Origin of the sequence: Pseudomonas sp. MN1F, from assembly GCF_009391885.1 — a bacterium.
GTDB lineage: Bacteria > Pseudomonadota > Gammaproteobacteria > Pseudomonadales > Pseudomonadaceae > Aquipseudomonas.
On record NZ_VZII01000014.1, the window covers coordinates 113,859 to 131,772 of the forward strand.

Sequence of the window (17,914 nt, forward strand, 5' to 3'; positions counted from 1 at the left end):
CCATGAGCGACCCGAACCTGCAGAACTTCATCGACCTGTCCGCCGTGCTCACTGGCCTGTCAGCCGACCTGCTGGCGCCTTCGATCGACCCGATCAACCTGCCGCCGGTGTTCTTCGCCACCGCACGGCAAGGCATGGGCACCGCAGCGTTCAGCAACCTGCTGGAGCTGTACGTCAGTCTCAAGAGCCAACCCCCAGCGCAGATTGCCAGCGCCGTGCTCGGCAACGCGGACGCGCAGATCGCCCAGGGCGCTCGCTCGATCATGAAGCTGTGGCTGCTCGGCAGCTGGTACCAGCCTTATGACCAAGGCAATGCCCACGCGGGCGACACCCATGTGGTCTCCGACCAGGCCTACAAGGAAAGCTGGGCGTGGAAGATCGCCCAATCCCACCCCATGGGCTACAGCCAGTACCACTTCGGTTACTGGGCCGAGCAGCCACCGACCCTCAAGCAATTCACCGGTGTCGACGCCAAGGAAGGGCAGCAGCCATGAGCACTCTACACACCCAGAACATCGAAACCGCCGATGTGATCGTCGTGGGCGCCGGCATGGCCGGCAGCGTCATGGCCTACCAGTTGGGCCTGGCCGGCTTGAACGTGCTGGTGCTCGAGTCGGGCCCGGCGATTCCGCCGAACCGCAGTGAGTACCTGGAGCGCTTCTACACCGCCGTGCTCAAGTCGCCCGAGTCGCCATACCCACCGGAGCAGACCGAGCAGACCCCGGCCACGCAGTTCGCCCCGCGAGCAACTATCCAGGACTTGATCACCGCCGGCAGCAGCGACCCGAACAAGGTGCAGAAAAGCTACCTGGTACAGAAGGGCCCGCAACTGTTCGCCAGCACCTATGAGCGGGTAGGCGGCGGCACCATGTGGCACTGGATGGGCACGGCCCTGCGCCTGTTGCCCAACGACTTTCGCATGCGCAGTGCGTACAACGTCGGGGTCGATTGGCCGATCAGCTACGACGACCTGCAGACCGCCTACTGTCGCGCCGAGGAGGAGATGGGCGTGTCCGCCGATGTCGCCTCGCAGACCTACCTGGGCGTGACCTTCCCGCAGGGCTATGAGTACAGCATGCACGGCATCCCGCCGTCGCTGGTCGACCAGGGCCTGGGCAAGAACGTTACGGGCACGGTGTACCAGAGCGCGGAGAAGGCGCCCGACGGCAAGCCGTACCCAGGCGTCACCCTCAATGTCCGGCAGACCCCGGCCGGGCGCAACTCGCAGAACGACAACGGCCGCCGAGTGTGCGCGGGCAATACCAGCTGCACGCCGATCTGCCCGATCCAGGCCAAATACGACGCCACCGTGACCATGGCCAAGGCACTGGATACCGGCAACGTGCGCATCCTCTACCAGACCGTGGCCAGCCAGGTTCAGGTCGATGCCAATGGGGTCACGGGTATTGATTTCATCCAGTACCAGAACGATGGCACGCGTCAGAACGGCACGGCCCAGGGCAAGCGCTACGTGATCGCCGCCCACGCCATCGAAACGCCGAAGCTGCTGCTCAACTCCATCGGCCCGAACAGCCCTGAAGGGGTCGCCAACAGCAGCGGCCAGGTCGGCCAGGCGTTGGCCGACCACCCGGTGTACCTGGCCTGGGGCCTGATGCCCGAAGGCAAGCCGCTGTTCCCGTTCCGCGGGCCGTTGTCCACCTCGGGGATCGAGGACATGCGCGATGGCCCGTTCCGTAGCCAGCGTGCTGCCTGGCGAATCGAGATCGGCAACGAGGGCTGGAACTGGTCGGTGAACGACCCCTACGCCTCGGTCTGCGATTTCATCGACGGCACCAACAACGGCGGCGCCAACCCCGACAAGCTGGCGTTGTCCGGCCAGGCGCTGGTGCAGCAGCTCAACAGCGTGCTGACCCGCCAGTTCCGTCTGGGCTTCCTGATCGAGCAGGTGGAGAAAGACCCCGACAATGCGCTGTGCCGGGTGGAGAGGACCACGGCGTTCACCGACGGCTTGGGCCTGCCTCGGCCTCAGATCACCTACGAACTGTCCGACTACACCAAGGAGGGCTTCAAGCAGGCGCGCCTGGCCGCCACGCATATCATCACCGAGCTGATGGGCGCCACCGAGCTGACCAACCTGAACCCTAAGCTCGAACCCGGCTCACAAACGGTGTTCGAGTACGACGGCCAGCACTACGCGTTCTTCGGCGCTGGCCACCTGATGGGCACTTACCGCATGGGCTCGGACCGCACCAAGTCGTTGGTGGACAAGGAGCAGCGCAGCTGGGACCACCCCAATCTGTTCCTGGTTGGCGACGGCGTGTTCCCCACCACCGGCACCGCCAACCCGACCTTGACCATCACCGCGCTGACCTTCCAGGCCGCCGACGTGGTGGCCAGCGACCTGCTCAAGCGCACGCTGCAGGTGCAAGCCAACCAGGCATGGCAAGGTACGGGCATGCAGGTCAATGGGCAGAGCTGGCAGTTGGCAGTGTGTACGGGCGGGCAGTGGACGGCCAACCCGGCCACCGGCATGGTTGGCGCGCAGGGCAACCCCGCGTTGATCGCCAAGCCCGGCTACACCTTGCCGGGGCAGAACGAAGGGACGTTGATCGGGCGTATCGGCAGCAACGGCGTGCCGTTCCTGGTGGGTAGCCAGGTGCAATTGCCGCGTGGCCAGCAGGGTGAGTTGCAGCTGTGCATCAATGACGACCTGGCGGGACGATATGGGGCTGGCCTGAGCGATAACCTGGGCAGCCTGTCGGTGGAGGTGCGTTTCGGCGCGCTGTAGGCGCTGTCATGCCAACCCCATGGTGCTCCGGCAATGCCGGAGTATTGTGGGGTTGCTCTCTCAGCCCTGGTGATTCAGCGGTTCGCAGCCATGCGCCGGCTACCGCAACACTTGCAAACGCCAAGGCAGCCGCTGCTGCCGACAAGCGAGCAAGCTGCAAGGCAGCGAAAAATCTGGTTTCCTGACACTCCCGAGCAAACCGTTTTTCGGATGCTGAAAAGCCACCAGGAATGAAATGAGAAAGTACCTTACCGTAACAATCGCACTGCTGGCCCCGCTGCTGCTCAGTGCCTGCTCCACAACGGGCACAGCCAAAGCACCCAGCGAAACGGCAATCACAACGCCCAAATACCTGAAAAGTGACTTGTACGGTGTCTGGTACTCCAACGCCGATGACGGCACCTCTCAGGCGCTGGCGTTGCTGCTGCTCAAGGCAGACGGTTCAGCCACCGACTTTCTGATCCTCAGCGAAAAAAACTCAATGCAGAAGATCGTGCAGCAGTCGTCCTGGTCGTACGACGTTGAACGCAATGTCTTCGAGCAGACAGTCAGCGAAGTATCCATTCAAAAAGGCAAGGCGCCCGCAGCGGTCACTCATCCGCATGAAGTCATCCGGGCATCGGTCGAGCTGATCAAGCTGGATAACAAAGTGATGGGCATCAAGTTCAAAAGGGAAGATGGCGAGGTCACCGGCTACCTCAAGGGCAGCGCCGCCATGCTCGAAAAGCTCAAGAGGATCCAGTAAGCGCGCTTGCCCATGGTGCAATCGAACGCCCGCCGAAGCGGGCTGATGGCTTTCACGATTCCATGACCGGGCATTCCACCCGCAAGAAGGGGAAAAGTTCGTCTGGATTTCGGCATTCGTCGTTCAGCTTCACGCGCGCCGCTTCTGCAAGCGAGCGAGTCGAGTAGCTCGGCTTCAAGCGCAGTTTTTCTTGATTGTCATAAATGTCGAAACCACCCGAAACCGTAGCGGCGTAGAAGCGGGACCCTGATTGAAAGGATTCTTTTTCGATGGGTACAGCTGGAACGATAACAAATCTTGTTTGCATGACCCGTGCCTCCCCAGACATTGACCTTAGTATTAGCCTGAGGTGTGAAGGCATCAATATGACTCATCGAGACGATTCAATGGCGCGCCGTGTCAGTGCTGTCAGGCAACCGTTTGCGAAGCAGGCGGCTGTTCAACCTTGAGCTTTCTGCCGCTGCGAGCGCTGGATACGGTTGACCGCGATCTGCACGCAGGCTGCCACGACACAGAGCAAACCGACTTTCCAGCTGCCCTCAAGGCCAAAATGCTCGGCCAGTTTCCCCGCGATGATCACGCACACGAAGATGGCCACAGGTAGGATCAGTTTGTTCATCAGGTCTTCCGGGGAGGGGCAAAGAAAGGCCCAAGTCTACTTCACTGGGCTTGCCCCGTGACAACGGACAGCAATAAGCACTTCCCCGCGACTCAGCTTCAGGCATCATGCTCCTAGCCCCACTCGAAAACCGACCCCCTGCCAATGACTGACAGCACCAAATCCAACCGCGCCATCTACGACCTGGACATGCTTCGCGCCGTGGTCATGGTGGCCGACTGCGGCAGCTTCACCACCGCCGCCGCGCGCCTGCACTCCACCCAGTCCACGGTCAGCCAGAAGGTGCGTCGGCTGGAGGAAATGGTCGGCCACCAACTGCTCGACCGCAGCAACCGCGAGGTGCACCCGACCGACGCCGGGGAAACCCTGCTGCGCTACGCACGGCATCTGCTTTCGGTGAGCAACCAGCTGAGCGAGGCGATGTCGGGCGGGGTCTCGGTCACGGTGCGCATCGGCCTGCCGGACGATTTTGTCGCGGGCAAGACGATGCAGGCGCTGGCGGCCTTCAACCGGCTCAACCCGACGGTCAAGCTGGAGATCACCGGTGGCCTGAGCCGTGACCTGATGAGCACCTACGACCGCGGTGAGTTGGACCTGGTGCTGGTCAAGCAGCGCCGCCACAGCCGCGAGGCCAATGCCTGCCAGCCGGAGCGTATCGAGTGGATCGACAGCGCGCAGTATCCGAGCTTCGCCCAGGAGCCGATCCCGCTGGTGACCTTTCCACCGCGCGGCCTGTACCGTGATGACATGATCGGCGCGGTCGAGGCCATGGGCCGCAGTTGGCGCATCGGGTTTACCAGTTCGAGCCTGGCGGGTATCCAGGCAGCGGTTGCCAATGGATTGGGGGTCAGCCTGTTGCCGTCGCGGGTGGTGGCGGCTGGGCATCGGGTGCTGGGGGCGGAGGAGGGGTTCAAGCCGATTCGAGTGTTTGAGGCAGCGATCTTCCATCGGCCTACGGCGGATCCGATGGTCAAGGAGCTGGCCGAGATTCTGATTGGCATATTGCGGGCAGAGGCTGAGTAAGCGGGGGGCCGCAGAGCGGCCCATCGACGCGCTTCGTCGCCACGATAAGCGCGGCTCCCACAGGTGTGGATGACCTAGTCAAAATAATCAGAGCCAGATTGCATCCCAATGTGGATAGTCGCCAACTCTCTCGACCAGGCCTGCCCGCTTCGGGTTCATGATGATGTATCGCGCGACTGCCCGAATGTCTTCTTCACGGCGTAATGCCCGGTCATGAAAACCCTTCTGCCACAGCTGACCGCTTCGTCCTTTGTGCCGATTGACCATCATTGTGCTTCGCGATTTCACACGTCGCATCAGTTGCCTCAAGCTCATTGGCCCGAGCTCGACCAGCCAGTGAAAATGGTCGGGCATCACCACCCAGGCCAGAGATTTGGCGACACACTCTTCCTGAGCCAGGCGGAACTGCGCCACCAGCAAACGTGCCGAGTGAAAGTCTGTGAATTGAGGTGCCCTGCCCAGCGTCGTGCTGGTCAGGAGATACAGCCGGCTGGTTTCCGAAAACCGGCCAAGCCTCAATCGATCTGAATGGGGACGATCCATGTTCCCTGCCTCCTGATAATTTACCCATCAGGTTAGCGGCCGTGAGTTTATCGCAGGGGTAACAATTGGTACCTGGTGTATCTGTATGGGGGCTGCTTTGCAGCCCATCGCCGGCAAGCGCGGCTCCTACAGGAAATGCACAGCCCTGAGGGCCAGCGCAGTCCACCCTATGGGTCTCACTAGCGACTCAGTTCTACAGCAAATTGCGCAGCCTTCAACTGCAACTGCGCAGGCCCGCCCCAGAATGCGCCATGGCGCACGATCACCCGTTCATGGATGGCCGCCGCCACCGCCGCCGCAGCATTCGGCGCCTTGAACAGAATAAAGCTGGCTTCATTGCCCACCTTCAACCCGTAATCCTGCTTGCCCATCACCCCGGCACTGGCCACGGTCGCCATCTCCAGCGCTACCCGCAGTTCCTCGTCGGTATTGAACCCGGAGCGGTAACTGACCAGCATCGCCCGCTGCAGCATGTCGCCGTTGCCGTAGGGCCACCAGGCGTCCTGGATATTGTCGTTGCCAGTGAACACCCGCACGCCACCGGCACGCAGGCGCAGTACAGGCGGGAGGGCGTGCTCGCCTGGGGCATTGGTCATGATCGAAACGCCGGCACGGGCCAGCACTTCGGCAGTGCGGTCAACCACGGCATCACTGACATCGCCCAGGCCATAGGCGTGGCTGACCGCCACCAGGCCTTGCATGCCCAGTGCCTGGGTACGGGCGGCGATGCGCGCGAGCTGGGCGATGCAAGTGTCGCCCGGTTCGTGCAGGTGGATATCGACCTTCACGCCATGCCGGTCGGCAATGCCGAACACGATATCCAGCTGGGCTTCGGCGTCGCCGTCCAGGGTGGTCGGGTCGATGCCGCCGACTACCTGCACGCCTTCACGCACGGCGGCTTCCATCACTTCGGCAGTGCCGGGGCAGGTCACTACACCGGCTTGCGGGAACGCCACCAGCTCAATGTCGATCAGGTCTTTCCACTTGTCGCGGGCTTCGAGGATGGCACGCAGGTTGGTCAGCCCGGTGGTGGCGTCAACGTCGACATGGCAGCGCATGGCCAGGGTGCCGAACGAGGCGGCCTGGCGGATCAGCGCGTCGGCGCGCTCGACGATTGGCGGGGCGCTGGCGAGTTCGCGTTTTTCCACGGCCAGGCGCTCGCGCAGGCTGGCGACCGGCTGGTGCGGTCGCCAGCGGTCGCCGACGAAGCTCTTGTCCAGGTGGATGTGGCCGTCAACGAAGCCGGGTAGTACCAGCAGGCCTTCGAGGTCGATGGAATCAACGGCGGCGGTGCTGGCGCGCTGCGGGCCGATGTGGCTGATGCGCCCGTCGCGCACGGCGATGTTCAGGGGGTGGCCATCGGCGTCGATGGCATTGATGAACTCACGGTCGTTCATGATGGGGGCCGTTTTTCCGAGGCTTGAGTAGCGTCATACGGTAGGGATGATCCCGGCCCCCCACAAATTAATTATCAGGATCGACCACAGTGCATTTCTTGATGATGTTGTTCGTGCAGATCGCCATCTATTGCGTGTGGGGTTTTATCGACCAGCTGGCGCGTGACCAGGGCATCGACGGTGTCGATATCGGCTGGGCGTTCGGGCTGTCGGCCATCGGCGGTCTGCCCGGGGCAGGGCTGCCTAGCCTGCTGGGGGCGCGGGTCAACCGTCAGCTGATGATCGCCGTGGGGCTGGTGGCGGTGTTCATCTCCATTGCCATGCTCACCGGCCACACCCGCACGCCGATACAGCTGTTTGTCGCGTTGTTGCTGATCAATTTCGGCTGGGTGCTGTCGCTGTCGTATTACATGGCGCTGATCACCACCAACGACCCGACCGGCAAGCTCACGCCGCTGGTCAGCATTACCTTGATGGGCGCGGCGGCGGTGACCCCGGCGCTGATCGCCCTGCTGGTTGAGGGCTCCAACCAGCCGCTGATCTTCTTGCTGGGCACTGCGGCGCTGGTGGTTGCCTTCGCCGTGACCTGCCTGGGGGCGGGGCGCCGGGCGATGCGCAGCAAGGCAGCTGTCTGAACTATCACGCGCCGGTCATGGTCACTCAATCGACACATTACCCTCCTACAGTCGGGACAGGAGCCTTGCACGGCTCCAGTCCGGTCAACCGAATGGGATCGCGCGCGCATGAAGGCAATGGACACGGCTACGGCCAGACGCAAGGGCATCAAGCTCCGCGCCACGGTGATCTACCGCAAGGATGGCGAGGTGCTGTTCGTACGCAAGCGCAACGCCAAATGGAACCTGCCAGGCGGCACGGTGGAGCGCGATGAAACGCCGCTGGAAGCGGCGCATCGCGAGATGGTCGAAGAGACCGGCCTGGCCTTCGACGAGTTGCGCTACATCGCCGAGTTCAGGGAGGACAAGGTCATCCACTACCTGTTCGAAGCCCGCAAGAGCGCGTGCAAGCCGCGCCCTTGCAACGAAATCGAGGCCTGCCGCTGGATCAAGCCAAAGGCGGTAGGCAAGCGCCGGGTAAGGCGCCCGATCAAGACCCTGCTCAAGCGCTGCGCGTGAGCTTACGCACTTGCAAGAACGCCCCGCGCTGACGGGGCGTTTGCTTTTCTACTGCAGCGTCGGCGGTTTGGCCGCTGCAGGCAATGCAGCCACTACTGCCTCTATTCGCGAAATTTCCCGCCCCAGTCGTTCAGCTTCCTGATGCTTGCCTTCGGCCTTCAAGCGATCCCGCTGCCGACGCAGGTTGAGCAAATTCTTCTGCAAGGCCAGGCCGGATTTATTGTATTGATCCATGTTTCTCTCGTGGCATTGGCATCCGTGCCGTTGTAGGAAAAATGGACCGTATCAGTGACAAATTCTTGCGGGAACTGGGGTTTCATACAGGAAAATGGCGATACAGCGATTTTGCCTACATTACCCGGAGGAAGCGTCCTACAAAACCACCTGCGGGTTGTTTCAATTCATGTTCATGAAAAGCCCGCCAAATGCCCGTATTTGCTGAGCTTTTCGGCAAACTGGCTAGGCTACGGGGTTTAGCGGCGCAGCCAAGGCGTTTTCGCCCTGGCCGCAACGTTATGTAGCAATTGCGACGCCGGCGGTGCTCCGCTCACTTGAAGAATTGACTGGGCGTGATACCGAACTGGCGCTTGAACATGCTGGCAAAGGCGCTGGGGCTGTCATAGCCCAGCGTGCCCGCCACATCGATGATGCGCTGGCCTTGGGCGATGCGCTCCAGCGCTTGCATCAGCCGCGCCTGCTGGCGCCACTGGCCGAAGGTCATGCCGGTTTCCTTGCGGAACAGACGCTGGATGGTCTTCTCGTCGACGCCCAGGTGTGCCCCCCAGTCGGCCAGGGTCGAACTGTCCTGCGGCCGCTCGTGCAGGGCCGAGCAGATGGCCCGCAGGCGTTTGTCGCTGGGCTGCAGCAGTTTCAGCGGCAGGGTTGGCAGCACGCAGATCTCGTCGAGGATCAGGCGCATGATCCGCGCTTCGCGTGAGTCCTCGACAAACGGCCCGGCGAAGTCGACCGACGCCTTGATCAGCTCGCTGAGCAGCGGTGAGATGCTGATGGCCTTGCTTGCCAGCGGCAGGTCGAGCGCTGCAGCGGGGTGCACGAACACGCTGCGCATCTTCACGTCACCCACGCAGCGGATGGCGTGCACCTGGCCGCAGGGCATCCAGATGCCGCGGCTGGTTGGCACGGTCCAGCGTTCGGCCTGGGACTCGACCAGCATCAGGCCCTTGATGGCGTAGATCAGTTGGTGCTTGGCATGCGAGTGAGCGGCGATGTACCAGTCTGGCGGGTAGTCGGTTGCCCGGCTGGCTACCTCCCAGGGCCATTCATCGACCTCCATCAGCAGTTCGTGCTGGGGTTTGACCATGATGCTCTCGTCCAGTCCAACAGGCGCGGCCATCTTAGCAGCAGCGGGTAGGCCGTGCTTTCGAGCGGGTTGCCGGCAGCAGCGCGGTGGCCAGGCCCAGCAGCGGCAGGAACGAGATCACCTGGTACACCCACTCGATGCCATGCAGGTCGGCCAGTTCGCCAAGGCCCGCGGCACCGATGCCGCTGATGCCGAACATCAGGCCGAACATCACCCCCGAGACCATGCCGACGCGGCCAGGCACCGCCTCCTGGGCGTAGACCACCAGCGCGGCAAAGGCCGACGACATCACCAGGCCGATGGCCACCGCCAGTACCGCAGTCCAGGCCAGGTTGGCGTAGGGCAGGGCGAGGGCGAACGGGGCCACGCCGAGGAACGAGATCCAGATCACCGCCTTGCGCCCGATGCGGTCACCCACTGGCCCGCCGGCAAAGGTGCCCAGGGCCACGGCGGCGAGGAACACGAACAGGTACAGCTGGCTTTGCTGCACGCTCAGGCCGAAGTGCTCGATCAGGTAGAAAGTGAAGTAGTTGGTGAACGACGCGATGTAGACGAACTTGGCGAACATCAGCACCGAGATCACCCCGACCGCGCGCCACATCGCGCCTTTCGACAGCCCCGGTGCCTGCTGCCCGGCCAGGCCTTTGAGCTGGATCTGGCCGTGGCGGATGGTCCAGCCGGTGACGCGCAGCAACACCAAGATGGCCAGGGCGGCTGCCAGCATGAACCAGGCAATGGCCGACTGGCCGTGGGGGATGACGATGGCGGCAGTCAGCAGTGGGCCGATCGCGGAACCTGTGTTGCCGCCGACCTGGAAGGTCGATTGCGCAGTGCCGAAGCGCCCGCCGGAGGCCATGCGCGCCACCCGCGAGGCTTCCGGGTGGAAGGTCGCTGAACCGATGCCCACCACCGCGGCGGCGAACAACAGCATTTCGTAACTATTGGCCAAAGCCAGCAGGGCGATGCCGACCAGGGTGAACAGCATGCCGGTGGGCAGCAGGTAGGGCATGGGGCGCTTGTCGGTGTACATGCCGACCCAGGGTTGCAGCAACGAAGCGGTCACCTGGTAGATCAGGGCGATCCAGCCGATCTGGGCGAAGCTCAGCGAGAAGTCGCGCTTGAGCATCGGGTAGATCGACGGCAGCACGGCCTGGATCAGGTCGTTGAGCAGGTGGGCGAAGGCGGCGGCACCGACGATGCGGACCAGAAAGCCCTGGGGTTGATCGGCGGTGGCGGTCGGGGCCAAGGTGGCGGCAGGAGTCGTCATGGGCGAGGCTCTTTTTCGAGTGAGGGCAAGGCATTGCCCGACGGAGGTTATCCAGCCGGGCAATGCCTGTCTCACGTCGAACAGGCACTCACTGTCGCGATTCGGACATTCAGTCGTCAGGGTGGCGTTGTCGATCACCAAGCGGTAGAGATTCCGACAGCCAGGCGGGCAAGCGGCTGTTCATCCTGCTATGCCTAACTATGGCGCATTCACTCGCCCCAGGCCCCGGCGCCCCCGGGGCGGGTGTCTGGCACAGGTGCCGAGCAACTGGGAGGTGCCACATGCTTTTCATCATTCAGTGGAGCATTGCCCCGGAAAACCGCAACGCCGTCATGGCCCGCTTCGCCAAGACTGGCGGCCTGCCACCCGCCGAGCTGAAGGTCCATGGCCGTTGGCATGCAGTCGGCGAGCTGCAGGGTTTTGCCGTGGTCGAAAGCAATGACCTGCAACCTGTCTTGCATTGGACGATGGACTGGAGCGACCTGGCGCACATGCAGGTCAGCCCGGCGATGACCGATGCAGAGCTGGCCCCGATACTGGTGGCCGCAGTGAACAAGATGACGCACTGAGTGGCGTAGTCAGGATGGCTGGGGTGTCGTGCCTGCTCTGGCCATCCACTTCAACAGCGTGGCGCTGGGTATCGCCACCGTTGCCGTAACGTAGCCGATAACGGCTGGCGATCAGATCGCGTCCATCCACCGGTGGGTGATCATCCGGGAGTAGGGCTGCGGGGATGATCAATGTGGGGCTCAGATTCTGATGTTGCTTCGGCCTGCCTCATCGCCGGAAAGCCGGCTCCCACAGGTGTTTCACGGGGCTCAATAGCGGTGATTCACCTGTGAGAGCGGGTTGTTAAGCTGCCTTCAGCTTCTGCTCGGTAGCCTTGTTGCGCCCACCGAGCCATACCAGCAGCAACCCGGCAGCTGCCAGTACGCCACCCGCCATCGGCACTGCGGCATAACCGAGGTCCAGGCTGATCACTGCGCCGCCCAGCGCTGCGCCAACCGCGTTACCCAGGTTGAACGCACCGACGTTGATCGACGACGCCAGCCCGGGCGCTTCGATGGCGGCGGTCATCACCCGCATCTGCAGCGGCGGCACCACGGCGAAGGTGAACATGCCCCACACCAGCAAGGCGATGGCGGCACCGATATGGCTGCCCAGCACCAGCGGCATCAACAGCATGATCAGCGCCAGCACGCCGAGGAAGATGCGCGCCGAGCCATCCAGCGACCAGTCGGCCAGGCGGCCACCGAGGCTGTTGCCCAACGTGAAGCCAATGCCGATCAGCACCAGGCCAAGGGTGACGAAGCTGTCCGAGGCGCCGGTCAGTTGCGCCAGCACCGGCGCCACGTAGGTATACAAGGTGAACATGGCGCCAGCCCCCAGCACCGTGGTGGCCATCGCCAGCAGCACGCTGGGACGGGCGATCACCGCCAGTTCCCTGCGCACATGCGGCACGCTACCACGCTCACCCTTGGGCAGGGCGTACCACAGGGCCGCCATGGCCAGCAGGCCGAGCACCGCCGTGCCGGCGAAGGCCATGCGCCAGCCGACCTGCTGGCCAACCCAGGTGGCCGCCGGCACACCGCCGATGTTGGCGATGGTCAGGCCCATGAACATGGTTGCCACGGCGCTGGCCTGTTTGTCCTTGGGCACGACGCTGGCGGCCACCACGGCGCCAAGGCCGAAGAAGGCGCCATGGTTGAGGCTGGTGACCAGGCGCGAGGCGAGCAGGGTGTAGTAGTCCGGTGACAGCGCCGAAAGCAGGTTGCCCAGGGTGAAGATCGCCATCAGCGCCATCAGCGCCGCGCGTTTGCCGAAGCGGCTGAACAGCAAGGTCATGATCGGCGCGCCGACCATCACGCCGATGGCGTAGGCGGTAATCAGCATGCCAGCGCTGGGGATGCTCACGTCAACGCCTTGGGCAATCACCGGCAGCAGGCCCATCGGGGTGAATTCGGTGGTGCCGATGCCAAAGGCACCGATGGCCAGGGCGAAGAGGACGCGTCCGGCTTTCATTGGGCTGGCTCCTGCGCGGTTGGATGGAAGTGCGGCGGTCGGTAATCGGCGATGGACATGGCATCAATCCCAGATCGGCGCCAGGCCTTCAGGGCTGACTTCGCGGCCATTGCGTTCGAGCTTGGCGATACGGGCCATGTCCTCGTCGTCCAGGCGCAGGTCGCGGGCGAGCAGGTTGCTGGCCAGGTTCTCGCGCTTGGTCGAGGACGGGATCACCGCGTAACCCAGCTGCAGGGCCCAGGCCAGGGCAACCTGGGCGACGGTGGCCTTGTGCTTGTTGGCGATCTCGGCCAGCACCGGGTCTTTCAGCACCTTGCCGTAGGCCAGGGTCATGTAGGAGGTGACGGTGATGCCTTGCTCCTTGAGGAACGCGGTCAGCTTGGTGTTCTGCAGGTACGGGCTGAGCTCGATCTGGTTGGTGGCGATTTCGCCTTTGCCCACCACGGCGATGGCTTGCCTGGTCAGCTCGATGTTGAAGTTGGACACGCCGATCTGACGGGTCAGACCCAGCTTCCTGGCTTCGGCCAGGGCTTGCATGTATTCGGCCAGTTCGACGCCGTTGCCTGGGGCCGGCCAGTGGATCAGCAGCAGGTCGACGTAGTCGGTGCGCAGTTTCTTCAGGCTGTCGCGCAGGCTGGGGACCAGCTTGTCGGCGGCGTAGTTTTCAACCCAGATCTTGGTGGTGATGAACAGCTCGCTACGCGGCACGCCGCTTTCGGCGATGGCCTGGCCGACGTCGGCTTCGTTCTGGTAGATCTGCGCGGTGTCGATGACGCGGTAGCCCAGTTCCAGGGCCGACTTGACCGAATCGATGACGGCTTGGCCGGTAAGGCGGAAAGTACCGAGGCCGAAGGATGGAATGCTCATGGATCTGCTCCTTATGAGTGAAAGGTGGACCGGACTGAGCCTAGTTGCTCGAGTGCGGTCGATCTCGAATGGGGGGCAGTGTGCGGGTTTACCTGGGATTGATTAAGACAGGGCGGAGCCAATGTCATTTGACCTGGAGTCACGAATCGGCTGTGCGCTTATGATTCTGGCAAGGGCAATTGCCCAAACGAAACGGCCCGCCAAAAGGCGGGCCGTGGGGCATTGCGAATGACGATCAGCGGCGACGGAACAGCGGCAGCGGCTCGTCGGTGGCGCCCTGGTAGGTCACCGAGAAGTCCTTCAGGCTCTGCAGCGCGTCTTCCGGGTCCTTGTCGGCACGGATGGCGAACGCGTCGAAGCCACAGCGGGCCATGAAGAACAGCTGGTCGCGCAGCACGTCGCCGATGGCGCGCAGTTCGCCCTTGTAACCGTAGCGGTCACGCAGCAGACGCGCATTGGAGTAGCTGCGCCCGTCGGTGAAGGCCGGGAAATTCAGGGCGATGACCTGGAAGTGCTGCACGTCATCGCCGATCTCTTCCACTTCCTGGTCGCTGTCCAGCCACACGCCCAGGCCGCCGTCGCGGGCCTTGAGCACGTGGGCATGGTCGCGCCACATCTGCAGCGGGACGATGTAGTCGTCGCAGTTGGTCAGCTCGTCGAACGAGGTGTCCTTGGGCAGCAGGTGCCAGGTTTCGTCGACGATCTGGTTGTTCTTAATGATTCGCTGCATAGACGCGTTCCTTGAAAGGGTCGATGCCGATACGCTGGTAGGTGTCGATGAAACGCTCTTCCTCGGTACGTTGTTCGACGTACACGGCGATCAGCTTCTCGATCACATCAGCCATGTCACCCTGGGCGAACGACGGGCCGAGGATCTTGCCCAGGCTTGCGTCGCGCGCGGCGTTGCCGCCCAGCGATACCTGGTAGAACTCCTCGCCCTTCTTGTCCACCCCGAGGATGCCGATGTGGCCGACGTGGTGGTGGCCGCAGGCGTTCATGCAGCCAGAGATGTTCAGGTCGATCTCGCCAATGTCGAACAGGTAGTCCAGGTCGTCGAAACGGCGCTGAATGGATTCGGCGATCGGGATCGACTTGGCGTTGGCCAGCGAGCAGTAGTCACCGCCGGGGCAGCAGATGATGTCGGTCAGCAGGCCGATGTTCGGCGTGGCGAAGCCGCTCTCGCGCAGCTCCATCCACAGCGCGTGCAGCTGGCGCTGCTCGACGTCGGCGAGGATGATGTTCTGCTCGTGGGAGGTACGCAGGAAGCCGAAGCTGTAGCGCTCGGCGAGGTCTGCCACGGCGTCCAGCTGCTTGTCGGTCAGGTCGCCAGGGGCAACGCCGGTCGGCTTGAGCGACAGGGTCACGGCCACGTAGCCAGGGCGCTTGTGGGCGCGAGTGTTGCGCGAGCGCCAACGGGCGAAGCCTGGGAATTCGGCGTCCTGGGCGCTGTAGTCGACGTTGTCGAGGGCCAGGTAGTCCGGGTCGACGAAGTGGCGCGAGACGCGCTGGACTTCGGCTTCGGTCAGGGTGGTGCTGCCGCCACGCAGGTGGGCCATTTCGGCCTCGACCTTCTCGGCGAACACTTCCGGGGTCAGTGCCTTGACCAGGATCTTGATCCGCGCCTTGTACTTGTTGTCACGGCGACCGTAACGGTTGTACACGCGCAGGATGGCGTCGAGGTAGCTGATCAGGTCCTGCCATGGCAGGAACTCGTTGATGAACGAGCCGATCACCGGGGTACGGCCCAGGCCACCACCGACCAGCACGCGGAAGCCCAGCTCGCCAGCGGCATTGCGCACCGGCTCCAGGCCGATGTCGTGCACTTCGATGGCGGCGCGGTCTTCCTTCGAGCCGTTGATGGCAATCTTGAACTTGCGCGGCAGGTAGGCGAATTCCGGGTGGAAAGTGGTCCACTGGCGGACGATTTCGCACCATGGGCGCGGGTCGACAATTTCATCCGCGGCAACACCGGCGAACTGGTCGGTGGTGGTGTTGCGCAGGCAGTTGCCGCTGGTCTGGATCGCGTGCATCTGCACGGTGGCCAGCTCGGCGAGGATATCCGGGATGTCTTCCAGCGCCGGCCAGTTGAACTGCACGTTCTGGCGGGTGGAAATGTGGGCGTAGCCCTTGTCGTAGTCGCGGGCGATCTTGGCCAGGGTGCGAACCTGGGTGGCGTTCAGCTGGCCGTACGGCACGGCGACACGCAGCATCGGCGCGAAACGTTGGATATAGAGGCCGTTCTGCAGGCGCAGAGGGCGGAATTCTTCTTCGCTCAGCTCACCGGCCAGGTAGCGGCGGGTCTGATCACGGAACTGCTTGACGCGGTCCTCGATGATCCGCTGATCGTACTCGTCGTATACGTACATAAAAGTCCTGTCTCAGGCTGCATGCAGCTATTCGCGCGCACGGCCGCGCACTCCGGTTCGGAGCCGGGGAACGATAGCAGGTTGGGTTTATGCGCTAAAGTGATGTTTTTGCATATGAAAAGAACCAAACGAACTAAGTGAGACTGACTGGCATTTGTTACCCCAAGGTGCGACGGGTTTATACTCGTTGGTTTGTTTCAAGGGGTGTATCCGCATGCTCAAGGCGCTTTGCCAAAGCTTGTGCCTGAGCCTGCCGCTGGCAGCTTCCGCTCAGGCCGCTTCGGTGGTCTTTCTCAACCCTGGCCATTCGAACGAGACGTTCTGGACCAGCTACTCGCGTTTCATGCAGGCTGCCGCCGACAAGCTGGGCATGACCCTGCGGGTGGAGTACAGCGAGCGCGATGCCACGCTGGCGATGAGCCAGGCCCGGGCGGTGCTCAAGGGCCCGCAGCGGCCAGACTACCTGGTGCTGGTCAATGAACAGTACGTGGCGCCAGAGATCATCCGCCTGTCCCGGGGCACCGGGGTCAAGCTGTTCCTGGTCAACAACGGCCTCACCGCCAGCCAGGCCAGGAGCATCCAGGCCCAGCCCGACAAGTACGGGCAGGTGCTCGGCAGCTTGACCTCCAACGACCAGCAGGCGGGCTTTCGCATGCTGCATGAAATGGTCGCCTTGCTGCCGCGTGACAATGAGCCGATCGACCTGGTGGCCTTTGCCGGGGTCAAGACCACCCCGGCTTCGCAGTTGCGCGAGGAGGGCATGCGCCAGGCGTTGGCCGACTTCCCCCAGGTGCGCCTGCGCCAGGTGGTGTATGGCGGCTGGAACCGCGAACGCGCCTACGAGCAGGCGCAACAGTTGCTGCAGCGCTACCCGAAGGCCCGGCTGGTGTGGGCTGCCAACGACCAGATGGCCCTCGGCGCCATGCAGGCGTTCGAGGAGGCCGGGCGCAAGCCAGGGCGCGATGTGGTATTCGGTGCCATCAACAGTTCGCCGGAAGCCTTGCGCGCCCGTATCGATGGGCGCCTGGGCGTGCTGATGGGCGGGCACACCACGCTCGGTGGCTGGGCCATGGTGCTGCTGCACGACGATGCCCACGGGTTGGAGGTGAATCGCGACGGCAAGCGTGAGCACATGCTGCCGGTGCTGCAGTCAATTGACCAGGCCAGGGCGCGGCGATGGCTGAAGCTGCTGGAACGGGACGACTACGGGGTCGATTTCCAGCATTACAGCGCCGAAGGGCGCCCGCCGAGCTACCAATACCCGTTTCTGACGTCACCCGTCGACTATTGAAAGACCTTGCTTGAGCGAAGGGCATTGCTCGTCTTAACTGCTGGTGGTGAAGTGCATTCCCATAACCACTACAAGAGGCAATGCAATGGGAAACTCTACCAAGGTCCGCAAAGCTGACAGCAGTGTCGATGCCTGGGCGATCCTCTGCCTGATCGTCCTGGTGGTGGTCACTGCCGTATATTGGGTCAGCCACCAGTGACTTGAACTCAAGACCGTGATGCAGCCAGAACGCCTGTGGGAGGGAATCCCGCAGGCGTTTTTGTTGGTTTGCAGCGCGTTCAGCGGGCTGTGAGGTGCAGCGCCAGTTGCACCAGGCCGATCAGCACGGCAATGAACACCAGGGTAAACAGTGTACCCAGCACGATGAAGTGGCTGGCCTTGCCGTGGGTGAAATCGCGGGCGCGGTTCTTGCCGCTCTGCACGCCGAAGGCGGCGGCGAGGATGCTGTGCAGCATCTGCCAGAAGGTCGGGGGCTTGCCTTGGCTGGAATCGTCCATGGTGGCTCCTGAAGAATCAGAGGCTATCAGGGACAGTGTAGGCAATGGGCGGGAGGTTGCCTGTGCCGGCCTCT

The 17,914-nt window shown here is 63.1% G+C and carries 19 protein-coding genes and 1 pseudogene; 8 read left to right on the forward strand and 12 right to left on the reverse strand.

Going from position 1 to position 17,914, the window contains the following annotated elements:
• Positions 1-2: 2 nt before the first annotated feature.
• From F6X59_RS09450 to F6X59_RS09460, 3 genes are all read left to right on the forward strand, one after another.
• Positions 3-494, forward strand: a complete 492-nt coding sequence (locus F6X59_RS09450) for a sorbitol dehydrogenase (RefSeq protein ID WP_152956010.1) — start codon at positions 3-5, stop codon at positions 492-494.
• A complete protein-coding gene (locus F6X59_RS09455; RefSeq protein WP_152956011.1) occupies positions 491-2,749 on the forward strand; it encodes a GMC oxidoreductase in 2,259 nt (752 codons plus the stop codon). Before F6X59_RS09450 ends, F6X59_RS09455 begins: the two co-directional genes overlap by 4 nt.
• A 235-nt stretch (positions 2,750-2,984) precedes the next feature.
• A complete protein-coding gene (locus F6X59_RS09460) occupies positions 2,985-3,494 on the forward strand; it encodes a hypothetical protein (RefSeq protein ID WP_152956012.1) in 510 nt (169 codons plus the stop codon).
• 52 nt (positions 3,495-3,546) lie between these two features.
• Here F6X59_RS09460 and F6X59_RS09465 read toward each other — a convergent pair whose 3' ends face one another.
• Together F6X59_RS09465 and F6X59_RS09470 are read right to left on the reverse strand one after the other, a co-directional pair.
• Positions 3,547-3,801 (reverse strand): hypothetical protein, encoded by a 255-nt coding sequence (locus F6X59_RS09465; protein WP_152956013.1) that lies wholly within the window; start codon positions 3,799-3,801, stop codon positions 3,547-3,549.
• A 132-nt stretch (positions 3,802-3,933) separates the two neighbouring features.
• Complete coding sequence (locus F6X59_RS09470; protein WP_152956014.1) at positions 3,934-4,113, reverse strand: hypothetical protein; 180 nt, start codon at positions 4,111-4,113, stop codon at positions 3,934-3,936.
• Positions 4,114-4,257: 144 nt separating this feature from the next.
• On the opposite strand from F6X59_RS09470, the gene F6X59_RS09475 reads away from it, so the two are divergent.
• Positions 4,258-5,136, forward strand: a complete 879-nt coding sequence (locus tag F6X59_RS09475) for a LysR substrate-binding domain-containing protein (RefSeq protein ID WP_152956015.1) — start codon at positions 4,258-4,260, stop codon at positions 5,134-5,136.
• 87 nt (positions 5,137-5,223) lie between these two features.
• On the opposite strand, the gene F6X59_RS09480 is transcribed toward F6X59_RS09475, so the two are convergent.
• Both F6X59_RS09480 and F6X59_RS09485 read right to left on the reverse strand, forming a co-directional pair.
• Positions 5,224-5,679, reverse strand: coding sequence for a transposase (locus tag F6X59_RS09480; protein ID WP_152956016.1), 456 nt, complete (start codon positions 5,677-5,679; stop codon positions 5,224-5,226).
• A 179-nt stretch (positions 5,680-5,858) separates the two neighbouring features.
• Complete coding sequence (locus tag F6X59_RS09485; RefSeq protein WP_152956017.1) at positions 5,859-7,076, reverse strand: amidohydrolase family protein; 1,218 nt, start codon at positions 7,074-7,076, stop codon at positions 5,859-5,861.
• A 104-nt stretch (positions 7,077-7,180) separates the two neighbouring features.
• Between F6X59_RS09485 and F6X59_RS09490 the strand changes: the two are divergent.
• Both F6X59_RS09490 and F6X59_RS09495 read left to right on the forward strand, forming a co-directional pair.
• A pseudogene (locus tag F6X59_RS09490) lies at positions 7,181-7,711 on the forward strand (MFS transporter); the annotation flags it as partial.
• A gap of 108 nt (positions 7,712-7,819) precedes the next feature.
• Positions 7,820-8,209, forward strand: coding sequence for an NUDIX domain-containing protein (locus F6X59_RS09495; protein WP_178120063.1), 390 nt, complete (start codon positions 7,820-7,822; stop codon positions 8,207-8,209).
• A 48-nt stretch (positions 8,210-8,257) separates the two neighbouring features.
• On the opposite strand, the gene F6X59_RS09500 is transcribed toward F6X59_RS09495, so the two are convergent.
• The 3 genes from F6X59_RS09500 to F6X59_RS09510 form a co-directional block, all read right to left on the reverse strand.
• The gene (locus F6X59_RS09500) at positions 8,258-8,443 is read right to left on the reverse strand and encodes a hypothetical protein (RefSeq protein ID WP_152956018.1); all 186 of its coding nucleotides are present in this window, start codon (positions 8,441-8,443) and stop codon (positions 8,258-8,260) included.
• 313 nt (positions 8,444-8,756) lie between these two features.
• A complete protein-coding gene (locus tag F6X59_RS09505; RefSeq protein ID WP_152956019.1) occupies positions 8,757-9,530 on the reverse strand; it encodes a helix-turn-helix transcriptional regulator in 774 nt (257 codons plus the stop codon).
• Positions 9,531-9,564: 34 nt separating this feature from the next.
• Entirely contained in the window at positions 9,565-10,797 is a 1,233-nt protein-coding gene (locus F6X59_RS09510) for an MFS transporter (RefSeq protein WP_152956020.1), read from the reverse strand.
• Between the two features lie 281 nt (positions 10,798-11,078).
• On the opposite strand from F6X59_RS09510, the gene F6X59_RS09515 reads away from it, so the two are divergent.
• Positions 11,079-11,366, forward strand: coding sequence for a DUF3303 domain-containing protein (locus F6X59_RS09515; protein ID WP_152956021.1), 288 nt, complete (start codon positions 11,079-11,081; stop codon positions 11,364-11,366).
• A 283-nt stretch (positions 11,367-11,649) separates the two neighbouring features.
• Here F6X59_RS09515 and F6X59_RS09520 read toward each other — a convergent pair whose 3' ends face one another.
• The 4 genes from F6X59_RS09520 to F6X59_RS09535 all read right to left on the reverse strand — a co-directional run bounded on the left by F6X59_RS09520 (position 11,650) and on the right by F6X59_RS09535 (position 16,052).
• The gene (locus F6X59_RS09520) at positions 11,650-12,819 is read right to left on the reverse strand and encodes an MFS transporter (protein WP_152956022.1); all 1,170 of its coding nucleotides are present in this window, start codon (positions 12,817-12,819) and stop codon (positions 11,650-11,652) included.
• A gap of 63 nt (positions 12,820-12,882) precedes the next feature.
• Positions 12,883-13,686 (reverse strand): 2,5-didehydrogluconate reductase DkgB, encoded by an 804-nt coding sequence (gene dkgB, locus F6X59_RS09525; protein ID WP_152956023.1) that lies wholly within the window; start codon positions 13,684-13,686, stop codon positions 12,883-12,885.
• A 235-nt stretch (positions 13,687-13,921) separates the two neighbouring features.
• The gene (locus F6X59_RS09530; RefSeq protein WP_152956024.1) at positions 13,922-14,416 is read right to left on the reverse strand and encodes a DUF934 domain-containing protein; all 495 of its coding nucleotides are present in this window, start codon (positions 14,414-14,416) and stop codon (positions 13,922-13,924) included.
• Positions 14,400-16,052 carry a nitrite/sulfite reductase gene (locus F6X59_RS09535; RefSeq protein ID WP_152956025.1) on the reverse strand — a complete coding sequence of 551 codons (1,653 nt, stop codon included), beginning with the start codon at positions 16,050-16,052 and terminating at the stop codon, positions 14,400-14,402. The genes F6X59_RS09530 and F6X59_RS09535 overlap by 17 nt, the downstream gene beginning before the upstream one ends.
• Before the next feature lie 214 nt (positions 16,053-16,266).
• On the opposite strand from F6X59_RS09535, the gene F6X59_RS09540 reads away from it, so the two are divergent.
• Entirely contained in the window at positions 16,267-17,343 is a 1,077-nt protein-coding gene (locus F6X59_RS09540) for an ABC transporter substrate-binding protein (protein WP_152956026.1), read from the forward strand.
• Between the two features lie 278 nt (positions 17,344-17,621).
• On the opposite strand, the gene F6X59_RS09545 is transcribed toward F6X59_RS09540, so the two are convergent.
• Positions 17,622-17,840, reverse strand: coding sequence for a DUF2970 domain-containing protein (locus tag F6X59_RS09545; RefSeq protein ID WP_054885148.1), 219 nt, complete (start codon positions 17,838-17,840; stop codon positions 17,622-17,624).
• Positions 17,841-17,914 lie beyond the last annotated feature (74 nt).

Coding starts and splice junctions, on each gene's coding strand:
- F6X59_RS09515 (WP_152956021.1), top strand. CDS start 11,079: ATGCTTTTCATCATTCAGTGGAGCATTGCCCCGGAAAACCGCAACGCC.
- F6X59_RS09465 (WP_152956013.1), bottom strand. CDS start 3,801: ATGCAAACAAGATTTGTTATCGTTCCAGCTGTACCCATCGAAAAAGAA.
- F6X59_RS09460 (WP_152956012.1), top strand. CDS start 2,985: ATGAGAAAGTACCTTACCGTAACAATCGCACTGCTGGCCCCGCTGCTG.
- F6X59_RS09475 (WP_152956015.1), top strand. CDS start 4,258: ATGACTGACAGCACCAAATCCAACCGCGCCATCTACGACCTGGACATG.
- F6X59_RS09495 (WP_178120063.1), top strand. CDS start 7,820: ATGAAGGCAATGGACACGGCTACGGCCAGACGCAAGGGCATCAAGCTC.
- F6X59_RS09500 (WP_152956018.1), bottom strand. CDS start 8,443: ATGGATCAATACAATAAATCCGGCCTGGCCTTGCAGAAGAATTTGCTC.
- F6X59_RS09450 (WP_152956010.1), top strand. CDS start 3: ATGAGCGACCCGAACCTGCAGAACTTCATCGACCTGTCCGCCGTGCTC.
- F6X59_RS09480 (WP_152956016.1), bottom strand. CDS start 5,679: ATGGATCGTCCCCATTCAGATCGATTGAGGCTTGGCCGGTTTTCGGAA.
- F6X59_RS09510 (WP_152956020.1), bottom strand. CDS start 10,797: ATGACGACTCCTGCCGCCACCTTGGCCCCGACCGCCACCGCCGATCAA.
- F6X59_RS09455 (WP_152956011.1), top strand. CDS start 491: ATGAGCACTCTACACACCCAGAACATCGAAACCGCCGATGTGATCGTC.
- F6X59_RS09470 (WP_152956014.1), bottom strand. CDS start 4,113: ATGAACAAACTGATCCTACCTGTGGCCATCTTCGTGTGCGTGATCATC.
- F6X59_RS09545 (WP_054885148.1), bottom strand. CDS start 17,840: ATGGACGATTCCAGCCAAGGCAAGCCCCCGACCTTCTGGCAGATGCTG.
- F6X59_RS09505 (WP_152956019.1), bottom strand. CDS start 9,530: ATGGTCAAACCCCAGCACGAACTGCTGATGGAGGTCGATGAATGGCCC.
- F6X59_RS09530 (WP_152956024.1), bottom strand. CDS start 14,416: ATGCAGCGAATCATTAAGAACAACCAGATCGTCGACGAAACCTGGCAC.
- F6X59_RS09535 (WP_152956025.1), bottom strand. CDS start 16,052: ATGTACGTATACGACGAGTACGATCAGCGGATCATCGAGGACCGCGTC.
- dkgB (WP_152956023.1), bottom strand. CDS start 13,686: ATGAGCATTCCATCCTTCGGCCTCGGTACTTTCCGCCTTACCGGCCAA.
- F6X59_RS09485 (WP_152956017.1), bottom strand. CDS start 7,076: ATGAACGACCGTGAGTTCATCAATGCCATCGACGCCGATGGCCACCCC.
- F6X59_RS09520 (WP_152956022.1), bottom strand. CDS start 12,819: ATGAAAGCCGGACGCGTCCTCTTCGCCCTGGCCATCGGTGCCTTTGGC.
- F6X59_RS09540 (WP_152956026.1), top strand. CDS start 16,267: ATGCTCAAGGCGCTTTGCCAAAGCTTGTGCCTGAGCCTGCCGCTGGCA.